Origin of the sequence: Janthinobacterium sp. ROICE36 (assembly GCF_002869965.1) — a bacterium.
In the GTDB taxonomy this organism is placed as follows: Bacteria; Pseudomonadota; Gammaproteobacteria; order Burkholderiales; family Burkholderiaceae_D; genus Janthinobacterium.
On sequence record NZ_PEBS01000021.1, the window covers coordinates 1 to 22965 of the forward strand.

Genomic DNA, 22965 nt, shown 5'->3' on the forward strand with positions numbered 1-22965 from the left:
AGAGAGATCGGTTCGTTTGCCATTTACGCGTCCAAATACCGAGAGTAAACGCCTTTCTCAACGTGTTTACAAGCAATATTTCACCCTATCGTCACTCCGAGCACCTACCCTTCATGCAATCGCCCTGTCACCCTGGCCGGCGCATTGCTGACAGTATCCATGTTGCAGGGCTGTGCCACGCCAATCAAGGCATCGTCCACGCAGAATCCGGCACCGAGCGAGGCGTTTTCGTCGTTTGGCCGTATCGAAGTCAAGCCGACGGTATTTGCCGAGGGCTACAAGGGCAACCAGGCTGGCATGGCAAAAATCGACGAAAACATCCGTAAGGGCCTGGCCGAATCGCTGAGGACCTGGAACGCGGCGCCGGCCAATGGCCGCGTATTGATCATTGAGCCGATTGTGGAAGAAATCCAGTTCAAGAGCGGCGCCAAGCGCGTATTCCTGGGCCCGTTGGCTGGCAGTTCGGGCGTTCGTATGCGCGTCATGATCCGTGATAACAAGGGGGCGCTGGTTGCGACACCGGAGTTCTTCCAGCGTGCCGACGCCATGGCCGCCGGTTTTACGTTTGGCGTGCATGACAACCTGATGTTGACGCGCATTGCCAACCTGACCAGCGCGTACATCAAGGCCAACTACGTGCGTGCCGAAGGCGGCGCGACTGGCGCCGATGACAAAGCCGTCGCGGCACCCATGACGAACTAAGACCGGCACGGCGCGCAAGCGTCAGCGAGGTTGCTAAAAATGGCAGCGATGGGAGACCGCGCTGCCACTTTTTTTTGCCGTGCTCTTTTACCGGCCTTCGTGCTGCCGATTTGTGGCAGACTGCGCCTTTGCCTATCCATCTGCTGCCATGTCCCCAGCTCTGTCCGGCGCCAGCATCTGCCTGCTCGATATCCGCACCATCGCTGTTGCGCAGCTTCATCAATATGAATCCTGGCTGGGTGCGGCGGAAGCGGCCCGATACGCGCGCTTTGTGCGGCCGTTGCGACGGCGCCAGTTCCTGCTGGGGCGCGCCTTGTTGCGCGCGGCCATGGGGGAAATACTGGAGATGGCGCCGGAGTCCATCGCGCTGGAAGAGAGACCAGGCCAGGCGCCGCGACTGTTGGCACACGCCGGCGGTCCCTATTTCAGCATTTCGCACAGCGGCCACTGGGTCGCCTGCGCGCTGAGCGATACTACGCCTCTGGGACTCGACATTGAGTTGTGCGACGTGCGGCGCGACGTGCTGGCGCTGGCGCAGCAGGCGTTTGGTGCGGCCGTGGTGGCCGAGCTGGAAAAGTTGCCGCCAGAGGAGCGTCGGGTGGCGTTTTACCAGCGCTGGAGCGAGGCTGAGGCGCGCTACAAGTTGGGCATGGATGCCGCTGCTTGTGTGACTATCGCGCATGCCGAGTTGTCCATCGTGTTGTGCAGCGCTGCGCCGCTGGCGCAGGCGCCCGCCTGGCTATAGTCCGGCCTGGCGCCAGACTAATTTCCCCGCACCACGATTTCCTTCGCCTTCGGCTCGCGTTGGCGCACGAAGCGCACGATGGAGTCGACGGTGACGACGTCGATCTGGCGCGTCATGCGGCGCTCGAACGGGTGGTCGTCAAAAGCGATATTGGCACGGAACATGCGCGCGCCCAGGCGCGTGGCGGCGGGTATGCTGAGCGTTTGCGGCGCGTAGCTGGCGCTGCGCAGCCAGCTTTGTGCTTCGGCGCGCGTTTCGATCTTGCCAGGCTCGTTGCTGGCGGCGGCCAGGGTTTCCAGTACCCATTGGTTCGAGTTCTGGTACTTGGTGGAAAACGGGTAGGCCAGCATATTGTAATGCGCCTCATGCAGGCGCTTGGGCGTGCTCGACGTCAGCAGGCGCACCAGTTGCTGCTGCGTATCCTGGCCCGGAATCAGGATCAAGGTTTCATACATGAACACATCATCCATGAAGAAATTACCCAAGCCTTCGTTGTACAGCGACGATTGTGCCGTGCCGCATTCATTGAGTTCATGCACCACCAGCCAGCGCCCTTTCGGGTGGTCGCGCCAGGCCAGCGCCATGTGCGAATAGCGCAAATTGTACTTCGACAGGTCCTGGCCGGCGCGTGCCACCAGCGCCACTTGCGCGCCCGAGGCATCGAGCGCCTGTAAGGTCTTTTGCGCCAGGTCCATCGATTTGACGAGCGTGGTGGCATCCGTTTGCTTTTCCTCGCATGAGCGCCCCGCATGGGCGGCACCGGCCAGGGCCAGGCTGATGATAATGGCAGTCAGGCGTTTCATGGGTTCACGCTTTCGAATGGTAGAGGATGGCATTGCCAGCCGCGTTCGGCACATAGGCGATGGCCTTGCCCGACAGCAGCAGCATGTGGCCCGTCGAGACGGTGACGACGTTGACCGCTGTGCCGGCTGCCAGCGACAGGCCTTGCGTGGCTTTCTGGCTCAGCTTGACGGAGGCCGTGGCGGCGGAGGACGCGCCTTTGGCCACGCTTTTGAGCACAAGGATGCTGCCGTCGGCCGTGTCTTCCACCTTGTCGATGACGATTTCACCGGCGGCGGCCAGCACCGACATGGAGCCGACCAGTACGATGGCCGACGCCATGCTGGCGTTGTCGGACGCGTTGGTGGTATCGGAGTTGGCGGCCTGGGCCGTCAGGCTGGCGGCGCACAGCAGGGTAATGACGAGTACGTGTTTCATGGAGATCCTGTTCTTCTTGATGGGTGCATTACACTTTTGAGTGGTGCAGCAGCGCTTTGCCCAGTTCGTTCGGGATGAAGGCAATGGCCTTGCCGGACATGACCAGCATGTGGCCGGTGGACAACGCCACCACATTGACCACGGTGCCGGCTGCCAGCGACAGGCCTTTGGCCGCTTGCGCGCTCATCTGGATGGACGCGCCGCCAGCCTCGGAAGCGCCTTTCAGTACGATGACGATGCCTTCGCCCACTGTTTCCACGCTGGCGACGAGCACCTGGCCGGAAGCAACCAGCATCGACATGGAGCCGGCGACGACGACGGCGGAACCCTGGCTGAGGTTTTGCGAGCCATTCGACAGATTCTCGGACGCGGCAGCGTGGACCAGGCCGGGAGCGGCCACGGAGAGCGTCAACAGCGACAGGGACAGGCAGAGGGGCAGCAGGCGTTTCATGTGTTTCTCCTTCAAGTGTGCCAAGTGGCATCGCCATCATTGTAGACTGTGGGCAATTGGTCAATGAAAACGCTACTCGTAGCGGGAAGGCATACTGCAGGTAGCGTATTGCGCTACTTTTTTGCCGCCAGAACCGATGCTATTTTTATAAAGGAAGTGCATGCCGCAAACCCACGCCTTGATCGAAGCCTTGAAGCGCCTGTTGAAAGCGCGCGCCGTCACGTATGCCGAACTGGCCCAGCGCATCGGCGTGTCCGAAGCCAGCGTCAAGCGGATGTTTTCGCAGAAACAATTCACCCTGCAGCGGCTGGACCAGATACTGGTGGCCGTGGGCAGCGATTTCCAGCAACTGGCGATGGCCGTGCAGGCGGCGCATGCCGCACCGACCCTGATCACGGGGCTGACGTATGCACAGGAAAAGGAAATCATCGACGACACCCGGCTGTTCGTGGTGGCCGTCTCCGCCCTGAACCTGTTGCCGCTGGAACAGATCGTTGCCATCTACGACATCAGCGAGGCGCAAGCCGTCAAATACCTGCTGCGCCTCGACAAAATCGGTTTCCTGGAACTACTGCCGAACAACCGGGTCAAATTGCTGGTGGCACGCACGTTTGCGTGGATACCGAATGGCCCGATACATACCTATTTCAAAAAGGAAGCGTATGGCGATTACCTGAATTCGCAATTCGATGGCGAGACAGAGTTGCTGCGCCTGGTGAACGTGATGTTGTCGAAAAAATCCACGGCAGCCTTGCTGGACAGGCTCAAGCAAGTGGCGGTGGAGTTTTCGCAGCAGCACCAGGAAGACGCGCGCCTGCCTGGCGAAGAGCGCCTGGCCATCAGCTTCATGCTGGCGGCCCGGCCCTGGATGCCGCAGACGTTCAAGGCGCTGCTGCGGCAATAAGCCAACCAGCCTAAGCATGGTGGCAAGCCAGCATGGCCTGCAAGAAGGCCCACAGCGAGGTCCGTTGCTGCCCATTAGTCGCACTGCGTGCCGTCGCGTGTTTGCTACTGGTCCGTTTTCTCCTGTTTCATCTGCGCCAGCAAGCGCCAGGCAAAAAAGCCTAGCACGGCCACGCCCAGCAGCAGTGCCGCCCACAGCGCGGCCAGGCGCCATGGTGCGCCATCGCTGGCGATGGTGGGCGCGGGGGCTGCGCCCCCGTTGGCCTGCAGCGGGCCGGTGCTGACCGTCTTGAGCGCCAGTAATTCGTCTGCCTTGAAGCCGGGTGCCACCTGCGACAGCGGCTGGACCACGGACGCCGCATCGCTCCTGCCGAATGCCAGCCGATAGGGCGGTTTGCCGCTGGCCAGCAAGACGACGGTGGCGGGTGTCCAGCCCAGGCGTAAAGTGGGGGCATTGCCGGCGGAGAGCGCTTGCTCTGGCGACGTCTGCATCACCCATTGTGCCGTCTGCGTCACGGGCATGGCCAGTTCACCCGAGATCCTTTCCTTGCCATCGATGCCGATGCGGTAAAACGTGGTGCTCAGCAAGGGATCAAAATACGCGCCCTGTGCGGGACGCGCTTGCTGGCGCAGGTGCAGCCGGTGCCGGGGAATATAGCTGTTCTGGCGATACACTCCAAGGGTCACGGGCATAACCACATTGCTTTGTGTAAATTGCAGGGCGATGCTGTCGGCGGGAATGGCGATGGGCGTGGCATAGCGCCATTCATCGTCTTGCTTGCCGGGCAAGCCTTGCAGCACGATGGCGGCGCGCGGCGGGGTGACTTCCGTTTCGCTGACGGCTTGCGCCGTGATCGCAGAAAATGCCAAAGCTTCGCCCGCTTGCCAGCTCAGGCGCGCATAGCGGAAGGCACGTGGCGCGAAGGCGATGCTGTCGTTGGCGAGGGTTTGCGTGTCGCTGTTGCTGAGCCAATTCAGGGTGGTGGTGCCAATGGCATCCCATTGTTTCAGGTCATCGCTCATTTCCAGTAGCACTTGCGCACTGTAATTGTCCGTGCTGGCTGGTGGCGTGAAGCGCAGGGCGGCGATGCGCCGGCCTTCCTTCTGCTTGCCCAGGTCGAGGATCAGCGCCTGCAGCGCTGCCGTGCTCGCTGCCGTGCTGGCGCGCGTGCTGACCGAGAGCAGACGGCCATCGTCCGCCGTGCGGATATCGATGCCTTGCAAGCCAATGCCTGGCGTGCCCGTCACGGGAAAAATGCGCGCTGGAATGTTTGTCTGCTGCGTGGCCGATTGCACGGGCGGCGCGACTATGGCATAGGCCAGGCGCTTGCCGTCGCCATCGAACAGCCGCACGTCGGCCAGGCTGGGCGACCTGGCGTGCAGGTAGACTTCCCGGGGCAGGGAGAACTGGACAAGGCCTGCGCCGGCCGGCACCCGCACTGGCATGCTCCAGCCATAGTCCTGCGGCCGGTCGAGTGGCGCCGGGGTGGTGGCCAGCGCGCCGCCAGCGATCAGGCATGTGCCGAGGAGGAATGGGGATTTCATGCGACTCCTTGCTGAGCTTCGGCCGGCGCGGGCGCAGCAGCCTTTGGGAAAGGCGCCAGGTAGCCGATCAAGACCATCAGCAAGCCCACGCCCACGAAGGACACAATACGCTCGATGCCGCCCACGTTCGACAGGTCGATCAGGAACAGTTTCAGCACGACCAGGCCCAGTAGCACGGCACCCATGCTCCATTGCTGGCGCCGCTGCTGGCGGGCCGCGTGGCGCATCAGCAGCAGGGCCGTGATGCTCCATACCAGCGACAGCATGGCTTGCACGAATTGCGAGGCCAGCATGGCGTCGAAACGGTAGGGCACGCCCAGGTAATTCGTTACCGTGCGCAGCAGCATCAGGTTGAACCAGACATACACGCAGCAGGCGGCCACGGCCGGCAAGCGCGCTTGCCACAGGGCGGGCAACGGCACTTGTTTCGCCGGCAGCAAACGGTAGCTGGCAATGGCCAGCAGGATGGCAAAGCCGGTGCTCAAGTCCAGCGGATTGAGCAATGGTAAATAGGGCAGGGGCGCCATGGCGCCATCATCGACAATATTCCATGCAGCAATCAGCAGCAGCGACCATAGCGCCCCCAGTGGTATCAGGGTACGCTGGTACCACGCGGCAATCGGCGCCACCGGCCAGGCGCCTGCGCGGCACCGATGGATCAGCCAGGCCAGCGCCAGCATCATGCTCCAGGCCGGCAAGTAGCGGGCCCAGGCGGGGCTGACGCTGCCTTCATGGCCAGCCAGCCAGGCGTTGACGTGCATGGCGCCCACGGGCCACAGCATCAGCCATGGAGCGGCCGTGCGCAGCGTATGCAAGGAACGCAGCGCCCGCACGTCGAGTTGCCAGCCCGCTTGCGGCCAGGTTCGCAGCAAGTATTCGCCGGCTACCAGGGCACAGGTCAGGGCCAGCCAGCTCAAGCCGGTCGGCAGGTAGTCGCGCAGGTACAGCGCCAGCAGCAGGTTGGCGCTCCACAAGCCCAGGCCGAGCCAGGCGGCCATGCTGAACCAGCGCAGTTGCGGCCAATCGAGGCGCCGCGCCAGGAGGGCGAACACGGGTGTCGTGACGCACACGGCAATCAGGTACAGCGCCAGCCAGTGTTCGCCCGCGTGCGACTTCAGGGACAGGTCGCCGTCGATCAGGCGCAGCAGCCAGCTGACAAGCGGCACGAGGATGGCGGCAAACCACAGCAGGCCGCTCCAGAGCAGCAGGGGCCGCGCGACCAGGGCCAGCAGCTCGTCGCCGCCGCGCGTGCGCAGCGCAAGGAGGCGGGCGCTGGCAAAGGCGGCGGCGCCCAGCAACAGGGCGCTGAGGAATGAACCGTCGAACAGGCTGGCCGGGTGCTGGTCCCAGACCCAGCTGGCGCGGCTCAGTAACACCAGTCCTGCGAGGACTTGCACGGCCAGCAGCAGGGCGCGCGGCGCATGCCATTGTTCGCGTCGCGCCAGCGCCGCCAGCAGGGCGGTCACGCCCAGGGCGCTGACGGTCAGCAGGTTCAGCTGCGCGGTGGCATCTGTGCGCAGCAGGATTTCGCTCCAGATGCCGCCCAGCAGCCAGGCCGTGGCGGCGGTCAGGAACAGCACGGACAGGCTGCTCATGAATTCCGGATACATGTGGCCGCCGTGGCGGCGGAAATTGAAGGCCATCACCAGCGCGGCAGCGGCCAGCAACGCGCAGCCGAGCCAGATGTTGGCGTGCAGGGCCGCTGCCGTATCGAGTTTCTGCATGGCAACGAGGAAGGAAATCCAGGCGGCCGCCTGCACCAGCAGGCCGAAGGCCCAGGCCAGGGTCTGGCGCTGGCGCAAGCCGACCCAGACGATGCCCGCGCCTTCCAGCGCCCAGGCGGCGGACGTCCAGCGGCCGTCGAGGGCGAACGGAATGGCCAGCGTGCCGAAGACGATGCCCAGCGCCAGGAAGGCTTCCGCCAGCAGTGTGAAACCTGCGCGGCGCCACAGCTCCACGGCCAGACCCGTGTAGCCCAAGCCGGCAATCAGCGCAGAAAACGCCAGGCCGAAGTGAAAGTGCTGGGCCAGACCGTATTGCAAGCCCATGGCCGCCAGCGGCGTGCCGAAGACGAGCGTGCCATCCACATAGTGTTTCAGGCGCGGCGCCTGGCGCGCGCAGTAGGCGATCGCAATGCCGATATAGAACAGCACGAACAGGATCAAAAACAGCTGCGTCGACAGGTAGTGCTCGGGCGTGTAGCGCAGCACGCCCCAGGTGGTGGCGACGACAAAGGTAAAGCCAAAGCTCAGCACATTCAGGACGCGCCAGGCGCGTTTCAAGGCGATGGCAAAGACGCCCGCGTTGAGCAGTGCGTAATAGCTGAACAGGCCGATATGGCTGCCGCTGCCCGTCGACACAAGCAAGGGCACGGCAAAGCCGCCGACGATGCCGAAGACGGCCAGCCAGACGGCGTTTTGCAGCACGGCCAGCAGGCAGGTGAACGCCGTCAGTACGAACAGCACGGCAAACGCCAGGCCCGCCGGGATCAGTTCATACAGGCGAAAGGCGCCGAACGTCACCAGCATCAATATCGCCAGCGCCGTGCCCTGCAGCGGCAAGCTGATGCCGGGACGGCTGAGTCGGATGCGCCAGGCCCAGGCCAGCAGGGCAATATCGGCCAGCACGATGCCGGCCAGGCGCAGCTCGATGGGCAGCGTGACCTGCGCCGACACGTACTTGAGCAGGAAGCTGACGCCGAGGAACAGGATCAGCAAGCCCAGCTTGGCGACCAGGTTGCCGGTAAATAGCCAGTTCTTCGCCTTGGCAACGAGGCCGTCCGGGTGCGCGATCCAGGATGGGGTGTTGGGGGCGGCAGGTGCGGGCTTGGTTGGGGGAGGTGGTGCCGATGGCGCGGGTGCGAATGTGTGGACTGGAGCGGCTGGCGCGACTTTTGCCAGTTCGACCGGCGCCATCATGGCTGCTTTCGGCACCGGTGCAGGCGCGGAAATAGGAGCAGGCACCGGCACAGGCGCAGGCGCAGCACGCTCCACGGGGGGCGCGATAGCCGGCGCTTTGTCCTGGCCTTCCAGCGTTTGCAGGCGCTTGTGTATGCTATCGACTTCCTTGCGCAGGCGGGCCGTCAGCAACTCCAGATCGGCCACTTTTCTGCGGTACTGCAGCACCAGCACGAAGCCGGTAATCAGCAAGCCAAGGATGAACAGCGTGATCAATCCAAACATGGGGCAGCTTTCCTGGAAGAGCGGGGCGAAGGTGCCCACGGTATGCGCACATTACCTTATTATCAAGAAACAGGCGATTTTTGTCGTGCCAGGGCAAGTGCCGGGCCTTGTTCGGCTGCAAGACAAGCATGGGGCCGCAGCGGGCTTTTCTATTGATGCCGAGCAAGATGATGACATTCAGATTGTCGTGCGCGAGATAGTGCTGTATTTTAGCAATTCCTTAATTGCCAGTTCCCCATGCCATGAGTCAAAGCAGCCAGTTTTCCTTATTGTCGCAGCGCCGTTTCGGGCCCTTCTTCTGGACCCAGTTCTTTGGCGCCTTCAACGACAATCTGTTCAAGACGGCCCTGATGGTGATTCTCGCCTATGACGCGCTAAGCTGGACCACGCTGGACCCGTCCACCATCACCAATCTGATCCCCGGCCTGTTCATTTTGCCCTACGTGGTGTTTTCGGCGACGGCGGGCCAGCTGGCCGACAAATTCGAAAAAGCGGGCCTGGCGCGCTTCGTCAAATGGATGGAACTGGCCATCATGGCCGTGGCCGCCACCGGCTGGATGACGCATACTTTGTGGCTGCTGGTAGCAGCCGTGGTGGGCATGGGCGTGCATTCGACCCTGTTCGGTCCCGTCAAGTATGCGTATTTGCCGCAGCAACTGAAGCCTGAAGAATTGGTCGGCGGTAATGGCCTGATCGAGATGGGCACCTTTGTCGGCATTTTATTGGGCGAAATCCTGGGCGCCGTCCTGATCGTGCACAAGCCGCTGGGCGTGGAACTGGTGGCCGGCGCGACGATTGTCGTGGCCATTTTCGGGCTGCTCGCCAGCTACCGCGTGCCGCGCACGCCGGCGCCCGAGCCGGAGCTGAAGGTGAGCCTGAACTTTGTCGCCGAATCGTTCCGCAACCTGAATTTCTCGCGCAAGAACCGTCCCGTCTTCCTGGCCATGCTGGGCAATTCCTGGTTCTGGTTTTACGGCGCCCTGATCCTGGCACAGTTCCCCGTGTATTCGAAGGATTTTCTGCATGGCGACCACAGCGTATTCGTGCTGTTGCTGACCGTGTTCTCCGTCGGCATCGGCACCGGTTCGCTGCTGTGCGAGCGCCTGTCCGGCCACAAGATCGAGATCGGCCTGGTGCCGTTCGGCTCCATCGGCTTGTCGCTGTTCGGCATCGACCTGTATTTCGCCAGCAATGCCTATGCGAATACGCAAATGGTCGACGCGCTGGCTTTCGTCAGCCAGGCGGGCGTGCCGCGCATCTTGCTCGACATCGTCATGATCGGCGTGTTCGGCGGCTTCTTCATTGTGCCCCTGTTTGCCCTGATCCAGACGCGCTGCGACCCGAAACACATTTCGCGCACGATCGCCGGCATGAATATTTTGAATGCCCTGTTCATGGTGGCGGCAGCCGGCGTAGCCATCGTGCTGCTGGGCCAAGGCTTTAGCATACCCCAGCTGTTCCTTGTCACGGCCATTTTGAATGCGCTGGTAGCGGCCTATATCTTCTCGCTGGTGCCGGAATTTCTCATGCGCTTCCTGGCCTGGATACTCATCCAGACCGTGCACCGCGTGAAAGTCGTCGATGGCGAACGCATCCCCACGGAAGGCGCGGCGGTGCTGGTGTGCAACCACGTCAGCTATGTGGACGCCATCGTCATCATGGCGGCCAGCCCTCGTCCCATCCGTTTCGTCATGGATCACCGCATCTTCAAGATGCCGCTGATGGGCTGGATTTTCCGCACGGCCAAGGCGATTCCCATCGCGCCGGCCAAGGAAGATCCTTTCCTGATGGAAAAGGCCTTCATCGATATCGCGCAAGCGCTGCACCAGGGCGAACTCGTGTGCATCTTCCCTGAAGGCAAGCTGACGCGCACGGGCCAGCTCGGCGAATTCAAGGGCGGCATCGCCAAAATCGTCGAGCGCAGCAAGGTGCCCGTGATTCCGCTGGCCCTGCGCGGCTTGTGGGGCCATCTGTTGAGCCACCGCAATGGCCATTTGTTCGAGCGCGCCTTCAAGGCGGGCTTGCGCTCGCGTTTGTCGCTGGCCGTGGGCATGCCCGTGGCGCCCGAGGCCGCCACGCCGGAATTGCTGCAGCAAAAGGTGCAGGAATTGCGCGGCAAGTGGAAATGAACGTCATTGCGCTCGCGTAGCGGCTCCCGTCCGCTGCGCCAGGTGTGCGCGGAGCAGGGCGCCGATGGCGTCGAAATCCACCGGTTTCGTCAGGTGATGCGCAAAACCGGCTTGCTCCGTGCGTGAGCGCGCCTCGCCCTGACCCCAGCCCGTCAGGGCGATCATCAGCACCTCGCGTCCCTGCGCACGCTGGCGTATCTGGCGTGCCGCTTCATAACCATCCATGTCCGGCATGCCCAGGTCCATCACGACCAGTTGTGGCCATGCCATATCAACGGCCGCCAGCGCCTGTTTGCCGCCATATGCGACGCTGGCGGCATAGCCGTCCAGCTGGAACAGCCTTTGCAAGGAATCGGCCGCGTCGCGATTGTCGTCCACCACCAGCACTTGCACCGGCTGGTGCGCGCTGGCGGGCGACTCGCTCCCGGCGGCGCCCGGCGTGGAGGCCGGCATGTCGCTGGCGCTGGCCGGCAGCGTGACGATGAAGCGGCTACCACGGCCGGGGCCGTCGCTGTAGGCGTCGATGCTGCCACCGTGCATTTCGGCAAATTGGCGCGCCAGGCTGAGGCCGATACCCAGGCCGCTGGTCATCTGGCCCGTCACCGTGCGTCCCTGTTCGAACATGGAAAAGATGCGCGCGATGGCTTCCGGCTCGATGCCGATGCCATTGTCTTCGACCGCCACCTGCAACTGGCCCTGCGCCTGGCGTGCCGTAATGTCGATGTGGCCGCCGTCTGGCGTGAACTTCACGGCATTCGAGACGATATTGGCAAAGATTTGCACCACCCTGGCGTAGTCGGCGTGCAAGGTTACGGCATGCGATGGCAGATCGAGGGCGATGCTGATGTGCCGCTTGCTGGCCGCAGGCTGGCACAACTCTGTCACATGGTCGAGCACTTGTTGTAATTCAAACTCCGCGCGCATCAGCAACACCTTGCCGTTGCTGATGCGCGCCACGTCGAGCAAGTCATCCACCAGCCGCGTCAGGTGCGTCACCTGGCGCTCGATCACGTCGCTCACCTTGCCGACCTGCTCGGATGTCGGGAACAGGTGTTTGAGCAGGGCCACGGACGACTTGATGGGCGCCAGCGGATTGCGTAGCTCATGCCCGAGGCTGGCAATGAACTCGTCCTTGCGCCGCTGCGTCTCGCGCATCTGGTACTGGCGCTGGCGCGCGTGCAGCATGGCGTGCGCCGACGTGATCAGGGTCAATATGTGCACGGGGCGTTCCAGCAGGGTCAGATTGCCCAGGGTGGCAATGGCTTGCCGCAAGGGCAGGGAATCGCACCCCGCGTGCGTCAGCAGAATGAGGGGCAAGTCGGACCAGTCTGGCTGCTGACAGGCGTAGGCTTCGAGCGCGGAGTAGACGCCTGCATGCAAGGCCTCGTCCACCGTCAGCACGCCGCCGGCGCCCAGCGCCAACTGCTCGGCCAGCTCGTCGGCGGAGCGGCAGGCATGGCTGGCGATGGCATCTCTGGCGAGCACCTTGGCGGCCAGGGCGGCGTCCTGGCCGCCAGGCGCGTAGATCAGGATGCGCTGCTCCATGGCAATTTCTAGGGCAAGCCCGACAGGATGCCGTGAAAACCGGCCAGGGCCGGGCCGATGCGGATGCCCTGCGGGCTGATTTCGAAGCGGCGGCTGCTGCGTTCGTGCGCGCTGCCGCGTTTCTTGACGATGGAAATAGCTTGCCTCACCTCGCCTTCCGTTTCGTCATAGCGCAACATGATGACGCTGTCGGCCAGGTAGCTGGCGTCGGCCGAAGTGCTCATGCAGGTGCCCAGCATGTGTTGCTGCACGCCGACCAGCAGGGTGACCACGCCGCGCTGGCCCAGGTAATTGAGCAGTTCATGCAGGTGGGTGCTCTGGAAGCGTTCATCGGGCACCGCATGCATGTAGCCGTTCAGGCTATCGATGACAATCACGCGGGCGCCCCGTTCCGCCGCGTCGACCACGGCCTGGGCGAATTCGCCCGGTGTCAGCTCGGCCGGATCGATCTGCTGCGCGCTCAACAGGCCTGTGTCGAGCGCGGCCTGCAGGCGCATGCCCACGTTGTCGGCCCGGTTCAGCAGCTTGCTGCGTGCTTCCTCGAACAGGAACATGGCGCACGCTTCGCCGCGCTTTGTTGCCGCGTGCACGAATTGCGCCGCCAGGGTGGACTTGCCGCTGCCGGCGGGGCCGGAAATGAGGGTGCTCGAGCCTTCTTCCAGGCCGCCGCCCGTCATGGCGTCGAGTTCGGGCACACCGCTCGACAGGCGCCGATGGTCGCCATCGCGCCGCGTGTCGGCTGCCACCAGGCGCGGATAGACGACCAGGCCGTCACGGGCGATCTTGCAGTCGTGCGTGCCGCTGCGAAACGGCACGCCCCGGTATTTCACCACCCGCACGCGGCGCCGGTCATTGCCATACGCCTGGTTTTGCAGTTCCAGCGAGATCACGCAATGGGCCACGCTACGCACTTGCAAGCCGTCGTCGAGCGTGGAACGGTCATCGATCAAGAGGGTGGTGCAGTGCCGGCTGGCCAGGAATTGCTTCAACGCCACTACCTGGCGCCGGTAGCGCAGGGGATTTTCCGCCAGCAACTGCAGTTCGGACAGCGAATCGAGCACCAGGCGGGCCGGATGGTGCTTGTCGATGGCGGCCAGGATGCGTTGGTTGGTCGAGGCCAGCTCGATTTCGGACGGATGGAAGATGGTGTACTGGCGCTCCGGGTCGAGCATGTCCTCGCTGGGCGCCACTTCTTCGATGGCGATGCCGGCCAGGTCCCAGCCATGCGACAGCGCGGCGCCGCGCAGCTCGATCTCGGATTCGGCCAGGGCGATATACAGCACGGACGCGCCGCTGCGCGCGCCTTCAGCCAGAAATTGCAGCGCCAGGGTGGTCTTGCCTGTGCCTGGCATGCCTTCGACCAGGTACAGGCGCTCGGCCAGCAAGCCGCCCGTCAGTACGGTGTCGAGGCCGGGGACGCCTGTCGACAGCAGTGGCGGCGCGTCCAGGCCGTTTGCGTCCTCGTGTTGCGCCATTCGTTGCGCCATTCCTTGCGCCTGTGCTGTCGTCATCGCGCCCCCGCTTTGCCACACTGTGATGTGTATATTAGCGCGTCTGCCGATGCATGTCTTTTCGATACCATTGGTAAATAATTATTTGACCACGCCTGCCGTCAGGGCCAGTGTTGCGTCCTTGTCGGTCAGTTCAGCAAAGAAATCTTGACCCTGCTAAAGTATTCACGCAATCCACCTTTTCCGCTGTGTCGTTTTTGCCACCGCCCGCCAGGTTCCTGGTCAACTTTGCTGGTGTGCCACCGCAGTTGCTGTCCTCATTTTATTGCCTCATTGATAATTAAATTCGCTTGATAGTTGCTATGTTTCAATTGTAACGATGCTTGACGATTTTAGAATGATCGTTCATTCTTTGATCTGCGTTAATAAATTTAGTCATTTCTAACGACACTAGCCAGCTTCTTTTTCAGAAAGTCCAAGATGCAACCAACCTTTTCCTTGACGTCGCCGCGTACGAGCGGCGCTATTGCCGTTCTGTGCGCCACTGTAATCATGGCCGGCTGCAGTAAAAAACAGGAAGCACCTCACGCGCAGCAAGCGCCACAGGTGGTCGTGTTTACTGTTAATCCGGCCGCGTTGCCGATGAGCGCCGAATTGCCCGGCCGCACGAATGCCTATCAGGTCGCCGATGTGCGCCCGCAAGTCGGTGGCTTGATCCAGAAGCGCCTGTTTGTCGAAGGTAGCGAGGTGAAAGCGGGCACGGCCCTGTACCAGATCGATTCGGCCACCTACCAGGCGGCCTATAATTCAGCCAAGGCTGCGTTGTCGAAAGCCAAGGCCAACCTGCTGACGGCCGGCCCGAAAGCCTCCCGCTACAAGGAACTGGTTGCCATCGAAGGCGTGAGCCGCCAGGAATACGATGATGCTATCGCTGCGTTCGAGCAAGCCAAGGCAGACGTTGAGTCCGCTACTGCGACACTGGAATCGGCCAACATTAACTTGAAATACAGTACCGTGACGGCACCGATCAGCGGCCGCACCAGCCGCTCTTCCGTGACGGCCGGCGCGCTGGTCACGGCGGGCCAGGCCGAAGCGCTGACGACCGTGCAGCAACTCGATCCGATGTATGTCGACGTGACCCAGTCGAGCACCGACCTGCTGCGCCTGAAACGCCAGATGGCTGACGGCTCGCTGAAGAAAGTGGGCGAAGGCCAGGCCAAGGTCGACCTGATCCTGCCGGACGGCAGCAAGTACAGCGAACCGGGCAAGCTGCAGTTTGCCGGCGTGACGGTCGATCCGACCACCGGCAACGTGATCTTGCGCGCGCTGTTCCCGAACCCGAAAGGCGAATTGCTGCCAGGCATGTACGTGCGTGCGCAGCTGGAAACGGGCGTGGATGAAAAAGCCATCACCGTGCCGCAAGTGGGCGTGACGCGCAACCAGAAAGGCCAGGCGACCGCCTTGATCCTGAACAAGGAAAACAAGGTCGAGCAACGCGTGCTGACCACCAGCGGGGCCGTCGGCACTGACTGGCTGGTGACGTCCGGCCTGGCCGCAGGCGACCGCGTGATCGTGGAAGGCTTGCAAAAAATCAAGCCAGGCGCGCCAGCCGTTGCCGTGCCGGCCAAGGCTGCTGCTGCGCCTGCCGCTGCCGCTTCTGCCGCCGCGTCGGCTGCCAGCGCCCACTAATTCAGGAGAATATTAATGGCCCGTTTTTTCATTGATCGCCCGATTTTTGCATGGGTGATCGCGATCGTCATCATGCTTGCCGGCGTGATTTCGATCCTCAGCCTGCCGATCGCGCAGTACCCGAGCATCGCTCCGCCGTCGATTTCGATCAGCGGCTCCTACCCTGGCGCTTCCGCCAAGACCGTGGAAGATGCGGTGACCCAGGTCATCGAACAAAAGATGAAGGGTATCGACGGCTTGCGCTACATGGCGTCGTCGAGCGATGCGACTGGCGGCATCAGCATCACGCTGACGTTTAGCAGCGGCACCAATCCCGACATCGCCCAGGTGCAAGTACAGAACAAGCTGCAGCTGGCCACGCCACTGCTGCCGACGGCTGTCACGCAGCAAGGCCTGGTCGTGTCGAAAGCCACGAAGAACTTCCTGATGGTGTTCGGCTTCATTTCCGAAAACGGCAAGATGGACCAGACCGACTTGAGCGACTATGTGGCCGCCAACGTCGTCGATCCGCTCAGCCGTGTTGCCGGCGTGGGCGACGTGACACTGTTCGGTTCGCAGTACGCCATGCGTATCTGGCTCGACCCTGCCAAGCTGCAAAGCTTCAGCCTGACCCCGGCGGACGTGATCACGGCCGTGCAGGCGCAGAATGCGGAAGTGTCGGCCGGTGAGCTGGGCGGCACGCCGTCCGTCAAGGGCCAGCAGCTGAACGCCACCGTGTCGGCGCAAAGCCGCTTGCAAACGGCGGAGCAGTTCGGCGCCATCTTGCTGAAAACCTCGACCAACGGTGCCATGGTGTACCTGAAGGACGTGGCCAGCATGGAACTGGGCCGCGAGAACTACAACACCGTGGCCCGCTACAACGGTCATGCGGCTACCGGCGTGGCGATCAAGCTGGCGACGGGCGCGAATGCACTCGATACGGCCAATGCGGCGAAAGCCATGCTGGGCAAGCTGAGCAAGCAATTCCCTGAAGGCATGAGCTACCAGGTAGCGTTCGACACCACCCCGTTCGTGAAACTGTCTATCGAAGAAGTGGTCAAGACCCTGGTCGAAGCGGTCATCCTGGTATTCCTGGTGATGTATCTGTTCCTGCAGAACTTCCGGGCCACCCTGATCCCGACCATGGCCGTGCCGGTCGTGCTGCTCGGTACTTTCGGCATCCTGAACGCGTTTGGCTATTCGATCAACACCTTGACCATGTTCGCCATGGTACTGGCGATTGGTTTGCTGGTCGATGATGCCATCGTGGTGGTGGAAAACGTTGAGCGCGTGATGAGCGAAGAGGGCTTGTCGCCGCTGGAAGCGACGCGCAAGTCCATGACGCAGATCACGGGCGCGCTGGTCGGTATCGCCATGGTGCTGTCGGCCGTGTTCGTGCCGATGGCCTTCTTTGGCGGTTCGACGGGCGTGATTTACCGCCAGTTTTCGATCACGATCGTCTCGTCGATGGTGCTCTCCGTCATCGTCGCGCTGGTGTTTACGCCAGCCTTGTGCGCCACCTTGCTCAAGCCGGTCGAGAAGGGCCATCACGCCAGCAACAAGGGTTTCTTTGGCTGGTTCAACCGCAGCTTCGACAGCAGCAGCAACAGATACCAGGGCCTGGTTGGCAGCATGATCCGCCACCGCGGCCGTTCGATGTTGCTGTATGTCATCTTGCTGGCCGGCCTGGTAGTCGTCTTCATGCGCCTGCCGACCTCCTTCCTGCCGGAAGAAGATCAGGGCATCCTGTTTACGCAGATTCAATTGCCGACGGGCGCCACGCAAGAGCGCACCCTGAAAGTGATCGAACAGGTCGAAGACCACTTCATGAACAGCGAGAAAGACAACGTCGCTTCCGTGTTTGCCGTCGCCGGTTTCAGCTTCGGCGGTAACGGCCAGAACACGGGTATCGCCTTCGTTCGCCTGAAAGACTGGTCGCTGCGCAAGGATGTGGCGCAAAAAGCGCCGGCCGTGGCCGGTCGCGCCATGGGCAAGTTGTTGCAGATCAAGGATGCGATGGTGTTTACGTTTGCACCGCCTGCCGTGCTGGAACTGGGTAACGCCACCGGTTTCGACATGCAGCTGCAGGATATCGGCGGTGTCGGCCATGACGCCCTGATGGCGGCGCGTAACCAGTTGCTGGGCATGGCTTCGCAGAATCCGGCCATGGTCGGCGTGCGTCCGAACGGCCAGGAAGATACGCCGCAGTACAAGATCGACATCGACCAGCAGAAAGCGACAGCGCTGGGCTTGCAGATCTCGGAAATCAACCGCGTGCTGAGCGTGGGCTGGGGTAGTTCGTATGTGAACGACTTCCTCGACCGCGGTCGTGTGAAGAAAGTGTTCATGCAAGGCAATGCCGAATCGCGCATGCTGCCGGAAGACTTGAACAAGTGGTTCGTGCGCAATACGGCTGGCCAGATGGTGCCGTTCTCGGCCTTTGCCACCGGCAAGTGGATTTACGCATCGCCACGCCTGGAACGCTACAACGGCTTGCCGTCCGTAGAGATCCTGGGTACGCCGGCACCGGGCCAGAGCACGGGCGCGGCCATGAACGCGATGGAAGAGATGGTCGCCAAACTGCCGCCTGGCATCGGCTTCAGCTGGACCGGCGTCTCGCTGGAAGAGCGCGAATCCGGTTCGCAGACGCCGCAGCTGTACGCGCTGTCCTTGCTGATCGTGTTCCTGTGCCTGGCAGCGCTGTATGAAAGCTGGTCGATTCCGTTTTCCGTGCTGCTGGTGGTACCGCTGGGCGTGATCGGCGCCGTGCTCGGTACGTGGATGTTCGGCCTGTCGAATGACGTGTACTTCCAGGTGGGCTTGCTCACGGTGGTGGGCCTGTCGGCGAAGAACGCGATTCTGATCGTGGAATTTGCCAAGGAAATGCAGGAATCGGGCATGTCGCTGCTGGACGCGACCTTGCATGCGGTGCGTTTGCGTCTGCGTCCGATTCTGATGACCTCGATTGCCTTCGGCCTCGGTGTGTTGCCACTGGCCATCTCCAGCGGCGCCGGTTCCGGCAGCCAGAACGCCATCGGTATCGGCGTGCTGGGCGGTATGTTGACGGCCACGTTCCTCGGTATCTTCTTCGTGCCGGTGTTCTTCGTGCTGGTGCGCGGCTTCTTCTCGAAGCCGGACGCGCCAACCACGCCGGCGACGCCTGGCTCGCCAGCCGTCACGCTTTCTAAGGATGCGCATTAATATGAAAAAAACGCTACTCTCCATGGCGGCACTGGCCTTGCTGGCCGGTTGCAGCCTGGCTCCCACGTATGAGCGTCCGGCAGCGCCGGCGCCCACGGCGTGGCCGACGGGCCCTTCCTACAAGGCCGACACGGCCGCCGACGCCAAGCCGGTGGCGGACGTCGCCTGGCGCGAGTTCTTTGCCGATGCGCGCCTGCGCCAGGTATTGGAACTGGCGCTGGCCAACAACCGCGACCTGCGCGTCTCGATCCTCAACATCGAGAAGGCGCGCGCCACGTATGGCATCGAACGCGCCGCGCTGATCCCGACCCTGTCGGCCTCGGGCGGCCAGTCGGCCAGCCGCGTGCCGAAGAACGCCAGCGCCAACGGCGAAGCGTCCATCAACCGCCAGTACACGGCGAACCTGGGCGTGTCGGCGTACGAACTGGACTTCTTTGGCCGCGTGCGCAGCCTGTCCGACAGCGCGCTGGAGCAATATCTGGGCACGGAAGAAGCACGCCGTGCGCAGCAGATCAGCCTGGTGGGCGAAGTGGCCAGCACCTATCTGAATCTGGTGGCCGACCAGCAGCGCCTGCGCGTGGCGCAAGATACGCTGAAGAGCCAGCAGTCGTCGTATGACCTGGCCGTGCGCCGCTTCAACGCCGGCGCCACTTCGGGCCTGGACAAGTACGATGCCCAGACCAGTGTCGAGTCGGCCCGTTCCGACGTGGCCGTGTTCACCAGCCAGGTTGCGCTGGATCAAAACGCGCTCGTCTTGCTGGTGGGCGGCCCCGTGCCGGCCGACTTGCTGCCGCCAGCCGAGTTCGGCGCCGTGACGGCGCTGACGGACATTCCGGCTGGCGTGCCGTCGGACGTGCTGCAACGCCGTCCCGACGTGCTGGCGGCCGAGCGCACCTTGCGCGCTGCCAACGCCAACATCGGCGCGGCGCGCGCAGCCTTCTTCCCGCGCATTTCGCTGACGGCCACGGCAGGTTCGCTCAGCGACAACCTGTCGGGCCTGTTCAAGGCGGGCAGCGGCACGTGGAGCTTCATTCCGCAGATCAGCTTGCCGATCTTCGATGGTGGCGTGAACCGCGCCAACCTCGATATTGCCAAGGTGCAGCGTGAAATCTCGGTGGCGCAATACGAAAAGGCGATCCAGGTCGCCTTCCGTGAAGTGTCCGATGCACTGGCCCAGCGCGGCACCATTGACGAGCGCCTGCAATCGCAGGTCTCGCTGGTCGAGGCGTCGACGAAGAGCTACACCATCCACGAGGCGCGCTACAAGCAGGGTGCCGAGTCCTACCTGAACGCCCTGGTGGCCCAGCGCGCGCTGTACACGGCGCAGCAAAGCCTGATCACGGCACGCCTGGCCAAATCGACCAATCTGGTGACCTTGTACAAGGTGCTGGGCGGCGGTTGGCAGCCTGAGCAGACAGCCGTTGCGGCGGCTGGCGGCGTCCAATAATCACGGGGACGCCGACGCCGTCCTTGTCCGCAAGGGCAGGGCCGGCGCGCTACTGGAAAATCATGAACCAAGTTGAAAAGAAGCATCCGGATCCCGAGCGCGCCAACACGCGGCGCAAGCAGGTGCTCGATGCGGCCGAAAGCTGTTTCAGCCGCCGCGGTTTCCACGGCGCCAGCATGGCCGAGATATCGAAAGCGGCCGGCATGAGCGCGGGCCACATCTATAATTATTTTGACAGCAAGGATACGATCATCGCCGCCTTCGTCATGCAGAATACGGAGCGGGTGTCGAACCTGATGCAGGACTTGGCACAGCGCGAAGACCCGCTGCAGGCCGTGATCGACAATGCGGGCGAGCATGTGCTGGAAAGCCTGGACCCGACAACCTGGCTGATGCCTCTGGAGATCTTTGCCGAGGCATCGCGTAATCCCGCCATCGCCGACCTGTTGCATTGTTCGGACCAGCGCTCGCGCGAGCTATTCCTGATGATCATCAAGGAAGCGCGCATCAAGCGCGGCTTGCCGGCCGACGAGGAAATGCTGGAGGGCCGGCTGAATACCATGATCGCCATGTACCAGGGCTTGCCCGTGCGTCTGGTGCATAATCCCGATGTCAAGGTGGAACCCTTGATCGCCGGTTTCCGCATCGTCCTGACGGCATTGCTGCTGGGCGAGTAGAACGCTTTGCCCTCAGGCTGAAAAAACTTTGCGCAGTTCGCTATGAATCATGCGCAAAGCATGGCAAAAACCTAAAAGCCTCTGCTATAATTCCCACCTCGTCGGGGCGTAGCGCAGCCTGGTAGCGTACATGCATGGGGTGCATGGGGTCGGAAGTTCGAATCTTCCCGTCCCGACCATAGGATTCAAGGAGTTACGGCTTAAGCTGTATAAAAACCCAGCACCGATATTATACGTTTGTATAATATCGGTGCTGGGTTTTTCCGTTTACGTGAGCTATTCGAGCCATGGCAGTGCCATCGGAATCTCGGATGCGTCGGGGATAACCTCCTTGATATAGACGTCGGTGGTCTTTCCAGACGTGTGTACCAGGCGCTTTTGAATGTCACCACGGTCCTCACCACGGCGCGCCGCATCGGTGGCACTAGCGCCCGTCTATCCCGGAACACCACATCATCCTTCATGCCGATGCGCTCCTTGGCCCGATCCCACCTTGAACTCAACCCGGAGCGGGTATAGGCGCCTCCTTTTTGCGTCGGAAACACGTACTGGCTGATCAGTCCATACTTGATCTTCAGCCCCCTGGCTCGCGCGATCATCTCGGCAATCTCGGGGGTGACGACGATATCGACTGCCTTGCCGCTGGTCTTCTGCGTCTTGCTCGGCTTGATGCGGATCCTGCCATCCTCGATCTGCGATTCCTTCAGCATGCGGATATCGATCCCGCGTGCCCATAGTAGGTAGGACATGTCGATGATGCAGGCGAACATTGGGCCGCTGGCCGTCGGGATGCCAAGGCCCGTACCCTTGCGCTCCTTGCTCATCATTCCCGCCTCGCGGATCGCTTGCACCTGAGCATGTGTGGCCCGCACCTCGCGGCGGCCGGTCTTGTAGCTGGACATGTCGAGTTGGTCGACGCGCTTATCCTGGCGCAGGCCTAGTGCGCCAATGATGAACTTGAACAGCCTGCTCATCAGCGCCGCATACCTCTTCGCTGTGTTCGGCGTGCTTTTGAAGTTGTCGCGCATGAAGCCTGCGCAGTCCTTGGTTGTTACCTGGGATGCATGGAATTCTTCGAACTCGTCCGCGATCACGCCCAGGTAACGACGGTAGGCACCCTGGCCGGCATGGCGTTCACGCCCGCCACGTTCGCCCGCGGCGTCGACATCGTCGGCCCGTCGAAGCTGTTTACCCTGCTGCAAACCATTTCACCGTGCTGGAAAGCGGGCAAGCAGCAGTTCTACAAGCGCATGGGCGACCCGAGCACGGAAGAAGGCAGGGCGCTGCTGAAGGAGCGCTCGCCGCTGAACTTTGCGCAGCATATCCAGCGGCCCTTGCTGATTGGTCAGGGGGCGAACGATCCGCGCGTGAACGTGGCTGAATCGGACCAGATCGTGGCGGCCATGGCGGCGTAGAATATTCCCGTCACGTATGTACTCTTCCCCGATGAGGGCCATGGCTTTGCCCGGCCCGTGAACAACATCGCCTTCAATGCGGTGACGGAAAATTTTCTGGGGCAAGGCCTGGCTGGCCGCACCGAGCCGATCGGCGCCACTCGGAAGACGTCCACCGCGCAGGTCAAGCATGGCGCCGAGTTTGCGCCGGGTTTGACACAGGCGCTGCAATAAATCTGGCGGGCAGTGCTGCCGGCTGGCAATAAATTGTGCAGGTGGCTTGCAAGGTGACAGCCTCCCGCGTGGCGTGCATACCACTGATTGCCGGGGAGGCGCTATGCCTGTTTGATGTGGTCACGGCAGGTAAAGCGGCAGGCATGCGCTTGCCGAAGTCGCGCCATGCAATGCCGCTTTTCGGTTGCGGTGCCACCAGTCCTGGGCGGAAAAAGAGCAGCTATCCCCTGCTGCACCTGTGATCGGCAAGTTGTGGCGCGAGCATGGCGCATGGCGAATTGGTCAATACAGTGGTTAAAGGGGCCTTCCTCTCTTGAGATTGTTGTTGAATAAAGACATTTTGTTATTGCAATTGATTTTCCGTAAATATCTGCGCATTTAATAATTTTTTATTGTTGCCTTGTTTTTAATGCGTAGTAGCATAGATTGACGTAAAGCAAGGTTCAATCATGCTGGGGAGCCATCTTCAGCCT

General features: G+C 62.2%; 18 protein-coding genes and 1 tRNA gene. 11 read left to right on the forward strand and 8 right to left on the reverse strand.

Going from position 1 to position 22965, the window contains the following annotated elements:
- The first annotated feature begins 144 nt into the window (after positions 1-144).
- Together CSZ94_RS10960 and CSZ94_RS10965 are read left to right on the forward strand one after the other, a co-directional pair.
- Complete coding sequence (locus tag CSZ94_RS10960) at positions 145-702, forward strand: hypothetical protein (RefSeq protein ID WP_146009784.1); 558 nt, start codon at positions 145-147, stop codon at positions 700-702.
- A 148-nt stretch (positions 703-850) separates the two neighbouring features.
- On the forward strand, positions 851-1447 hold the full coding sequence (locus tag CSZ94_RS10965) for a 4'-phosphopantetheinyl transferase family protein (RefSeq protein WP_102121535.1): 597 nt from the start codon (positions 851-853) through the stop codon (positions 1445-1447).
- A gap of 17 nt (positions 1448-1464) precedes the next feature.
- Here the strand turns inward: CSZ94_RS10965 and CSZ94_RS10970 are convergent, their stop codons facing one another.
- From CSZ94_RS10970 to CSZ94_RS10980, 3 genes are read right to left on the reverse strand one after another with little or no spacing between them, the layout of a single operon-like run.
- On the reverse strand, positions 1465-2250 hold the full coding sequence (locus tag CSZ94_RS10970; RefSeq protein ID WP_102121536.1) for a DUF2145 domain-containing protein: 786 nt from the start codon (positions 2248-2250) through the stop codon (positions 1465-1467).
- 4 nt (positions 2251-2254) lie between these two features.
- Positions 2255-2665 (reverse strand): hypothetical protein, encoded by a 411-nt coding sequence (locus tag CSZ94_RS10975; RefSeq protein WP_102121537.1) that lies wholly within the window; start codon positions 2663-2665, stop codon positions 2255-2257.
- Positions 2666-2693: 28 nt separating this feature from the next.
- Positions 2694-3116, reverse strand: coding sequence for a hypothetical protein (locus tag CSZ94_RS10980; protein ID WP_102121538.1), 423 nt, complete (start codon positions 3114-3116; stop codon positions 2694-2696).
- Positions 3117-3276: 160 nt separating this feature from the next.
- Between CSZ94_RS10980 and CSZ94_RS10985 the strand changes: the two genes are divergently transcribed.
- Positions 3277-4020 carry a helix-turn-helix domain-containing protein gene (locus CSZ94_RS10985; protein ID WP_258000922.1) on the forward strand — a complete coding sequence of 248 codons (744 nt, stop codon included), beginning with the start codon at positions 3277-3279 and terminating at the stop codon, positions 4018-4020.
- 104 nt (positions 4021-4124) lie between these two features.
- On the opposite strand, the gene CSZ94_RS10990 is transcribed toward CSZ94_RS10985, so the two are convergent.
- Together CSZ94_RS10990 and CSZ94_RS10995 are read right to left on the reverse strand one after the other, a co-directional pair.
- Complete coding sequence (locus CSZ94_RS10990) at positions 4125-5564, reverse strand: DUF3999 family protein (RefSeq protein ID WP_102121539.1); 1440 nt, start codon at positions 5562-5564, stop codon at positions 4125-4127.
- Complete coding sequence (locus CSZ94_RS10995) at positions 5561-8746, reverse strand: DUF2339 domain-containing protein (protein ID WP_102121540.1); 3186 nt, start codon at positions 8744-8746, stop codon at positions 5561-5563. The genes CSZ94_RS10990 and CSZ94_RS10995 overlap by 4 nt, the downstream gene beginning before the upstream one ends.
- 242 nt (positions 8747-8988) lie before the next feature.
- On the opposite strand from CSZ94_RS10995, the gene CSZ94_RS11000 reads away from it, so the two are divergent.
- Positions 8989-10875 carry an MFS transporter gene (locus CSZ94_RS11000; RefSeq protein WP_102121541.1) on the forward strand — a complete coding sequence of 629 codons (1887 nt, stop codon included), beginning with the start codon at positions 8989-8991 and terminating at the stop codon, positions 10873-10875.
- A gap of 3 nt (positions 10876-10878) precedes the next feature.
- Here CSZ94_RS11000 and CSZ94_RS11005 read toward each other — a convergent pair whose 3' ends face one another.
- Positions 10879-12420 carry a hybrid sensor histidine kinase/response regulator gene (locus tag CSZ94_RS11005; RefSeq protein WP_102121542.1) on the reverse strand — a complete coding sequence of 514 codons (1542 nt, stop codon included), beginning with the start codon at positions 12418-12420 and terminating at the stop codon, positions 10879-10881.
- A gap of 8 nt (positions 12421-12428) precedes the next feature.
- Positions 12429-13895: an ATPase domain-containing protein gene (locus CSZ94_RS11010; protein WP_102121543.1), complete on the reverse strand. Its 1467-nt coding sequence runs from the start codon at positions 13893-13895 to the stop codon at positions 12429-12431.
- Between the two features lie 456 nt (positions 13896-14351).
- Here CSZ94_RS11010 and CSZ94_RS11015 point away from each other — a divergent pair, with 456 nt between their 5' ends.
- The 5 genes from CSZ94_RS11015 (at position 14352) to CSZ94_RS11035 (ending at position 21043) form a co-directional block, all read left to right on the forward strand.
- Positions 14352-15560: an efflux RND transporter periplasmic adaptor subunit gene (locus tag CSZ94_RS11015; RefSeq protein ID WP_102121544.1), complete on the forward strand. Its 1209-nt coding sequence runs from the start codon at positions 14352-14354 to the stop codon at positions 15558-15560.
- Between the two features lie 15 nt (positions 15561-15575).
- Positions 15576-18740 (forward strand): efflux RND transporter permease subunit, encoded by a 3165-nt coding sequence (locus tag CSZ94_RS11020; RefSeq protein ID WP_102121545.1) that lies wholly within the window; start codon positions 15576-15578, stop codon positions 18738-18740.
- 1 nt (position 18741) lies between these two features.
- Positions 18742-20187 carry an AdeC/AdeK/OprM family multidrug efflux complex outer membrane factor gene (adeC, locus tag CSZ94_RS11025; protein ID WP_102121546.1) on the forward strand — a complete coding sequence of 482 codons (1446 nt, stop codon included), beginning with the start codon at positions 18742-18744 and terminating at the stop codon, positions 20185-20187.
- Positions 20188-20249: 62 nt separating this feature from the next.
- The gene (locus CSZ94_RS11030; RefSeq protein ID WP_102121547.1) at positions 20250-20864 is read left to right on the forward strand and encodes a TetR/AcrR family transcriptional regulator; all 615 of its coding nucleotides are present in this window, start codon (positions 20250-20252) and stop codon (positions 20862-20864) included.
- A 102-nt stretch (positions 20865-20966) separates the two neighbouring features.
- Positions 20967-21043, forward strand: a tRNA-Pro gene (locus tag CSZ94_RS11035).
- 21 nt (positions 21044-21064) lie between these two features.
- Here CSZ94_RS11035 and CSZ94_RS11040 read toward each other — a convergent pair.
- Positions 21065-21892: a hypothetical protein gene (locus tag CSZ94_RS11040; protein ID WP_102121548.1), complete on the reverse strand. Its 828-nt coding sequence runs from the start codon at positions 21890-21892 to the stop codon at positions 21065-21067.
- A gap of 36 nt (positions 21893-21928) precedes the next feature.
- Here CSZ94_RS11040 and CSZ94_RS28620 point away from each other — a divergent pair, with 36 nt between their 5' ends.
- Both CSZ94_RS28620 and CSZ94_RS28625 read left to right on the forward strand, forming a co-directional pair.
- Complete coding sequence (locus CSZ94_RS28620; RefSeq protein WP_258000923.1) at positions 21929-22279, forward strand: alpha/beta hydrolase family protein; 351 nt, start codon at positions 21929-21931, stop codon at positions 22277-22279.
- Positions 22280-22336: 57 nt separating this feature from the next.
- The gene (locus CSZ94_RS28625) at positions 22337-22492 is read left to right on the forward strand and encodes a hypothetical protein (protein WP_258000924.1); all 156 of its coding nucleotides are present in this window, start codon (positions 22337-22339) and stop codon (positions 22490-22492) included.
- Positions 22493-22965 lie beyond the last annotated feature (473 nt).

Bases quoted from the DNA above. Each gene is read 5' to 3' on its own strand.
- CSZ94_RS10965 (WP_102121535.1), top strand. From the start codon at position 851: ATGTCCCCAGCTCTGTCCGGCGCCAGCATCTGCCTGCTCGATATCCGC.
- CSZ94_RS10970 (WP_102121536.1), bottom strand. From the start codon at position 2,250: ATGAAACGCCTGACTGCCATTATCATCAGCCTGGCCCTGGCCGGTGCC.
- CSZ94_RS10975 (WP_102121537.1), bottom strand. From the start codon at position 2,665: ATGAAACACGTACTCGTCATTACCCTGCTGTGCGCCGCCAGCCTGACG.
- CSZ94_RS10980 (WP_102121538.1), bottom strand. From the start codon at position 3,116: ATGAAACGCCTGCTGCCCCTCTGCCTGTCCCTGTCGCTGTTGACGCTC.
- CSZ94_RS10985 (WP_258000922.1), top strand. From the start codon at position 3,277: ATGCCGCAAACCCACGCCTTGATCGAAGCCTTGAAGCGCCTGTTGAAA.
- CSZ94_RS10990 (WP_102121539.1), bottom strand. From the start codon at position 5,564: ATGAAATCCCCATTCCTCCTCGGCACATGCCTGATCGCTGGCGGCGCG.
- CSZ94_RS10995 (WP_102121540.1), bottom strand. From the start codon at position 8,746: ATGTTTGGATTGATCACGCTGTTCATCCTTGGCTTGCTGATTACCGGC.
- CSZ94_RS11000 (WP_102121541.1), top strand. From the start codon at position 8,989: ATGAGTCAAAGCAGCCAGTTTTCCTTATTGTCGCAGCGCCGTTTCGGG.
- CSZ94_RS11005 (WP_102121542.1), bottom strand. From the start codon at position 12,420: ATGGAGCAGCGCATCCTGATCTACGCGCCTGGCGGCCAGGACGCCGCC.
- CSZ94_RS11010 (WP_102121543.1), bottom strand. From the start codon at position 13,895: ATGGCGCAACACGAGGACGCAAACGGCCTGGACGCGCCGCCACTGCTG.
- CSZ94_RS11015 (WP_102121544.1), top strand. From the start codon at position 14,352: ATGCAACCAACCTTTTCCTTGACGTCGCCGCGTACGAGCGGCGCTATT.
- CSZ94_RS11020 (WP_102121545.1), top strand. From the start codon at position 15,576: ATGGCCCGTTTTTTCATTGATCGCCCGATTTTTGCATGGGTGATCGCG.
- adeC (WP_102121546.1), top strand. From the start codon at position 18,742: ATGAAAAAAACGCTACTCTCCATGGCGGCACTGGCCTTGCTGGCCGGT.
- CSZ94_RS11030 (WP_102121547.1), top strand. From the start codon at position 20,250: ATGAACCAAGTTGAAAAGAAGCATCCGGATCCCGAGCGCGCCAACACG.
- CSZ94_RS11040 (WP_102121548.1), bottom strand. From the start codon at position 21,892: ATGCGCGACAACTTCAAAAGCACGCCGAACACAGCGAAGAGGTATGCG.
- CSZ94_RS28620 (WP_258000923.1), top strand. From the start codon at position 21,929: ATGGAATTCTTCGAACTCGTCCGCGATCACGCCCAGGTAACGACGGTA.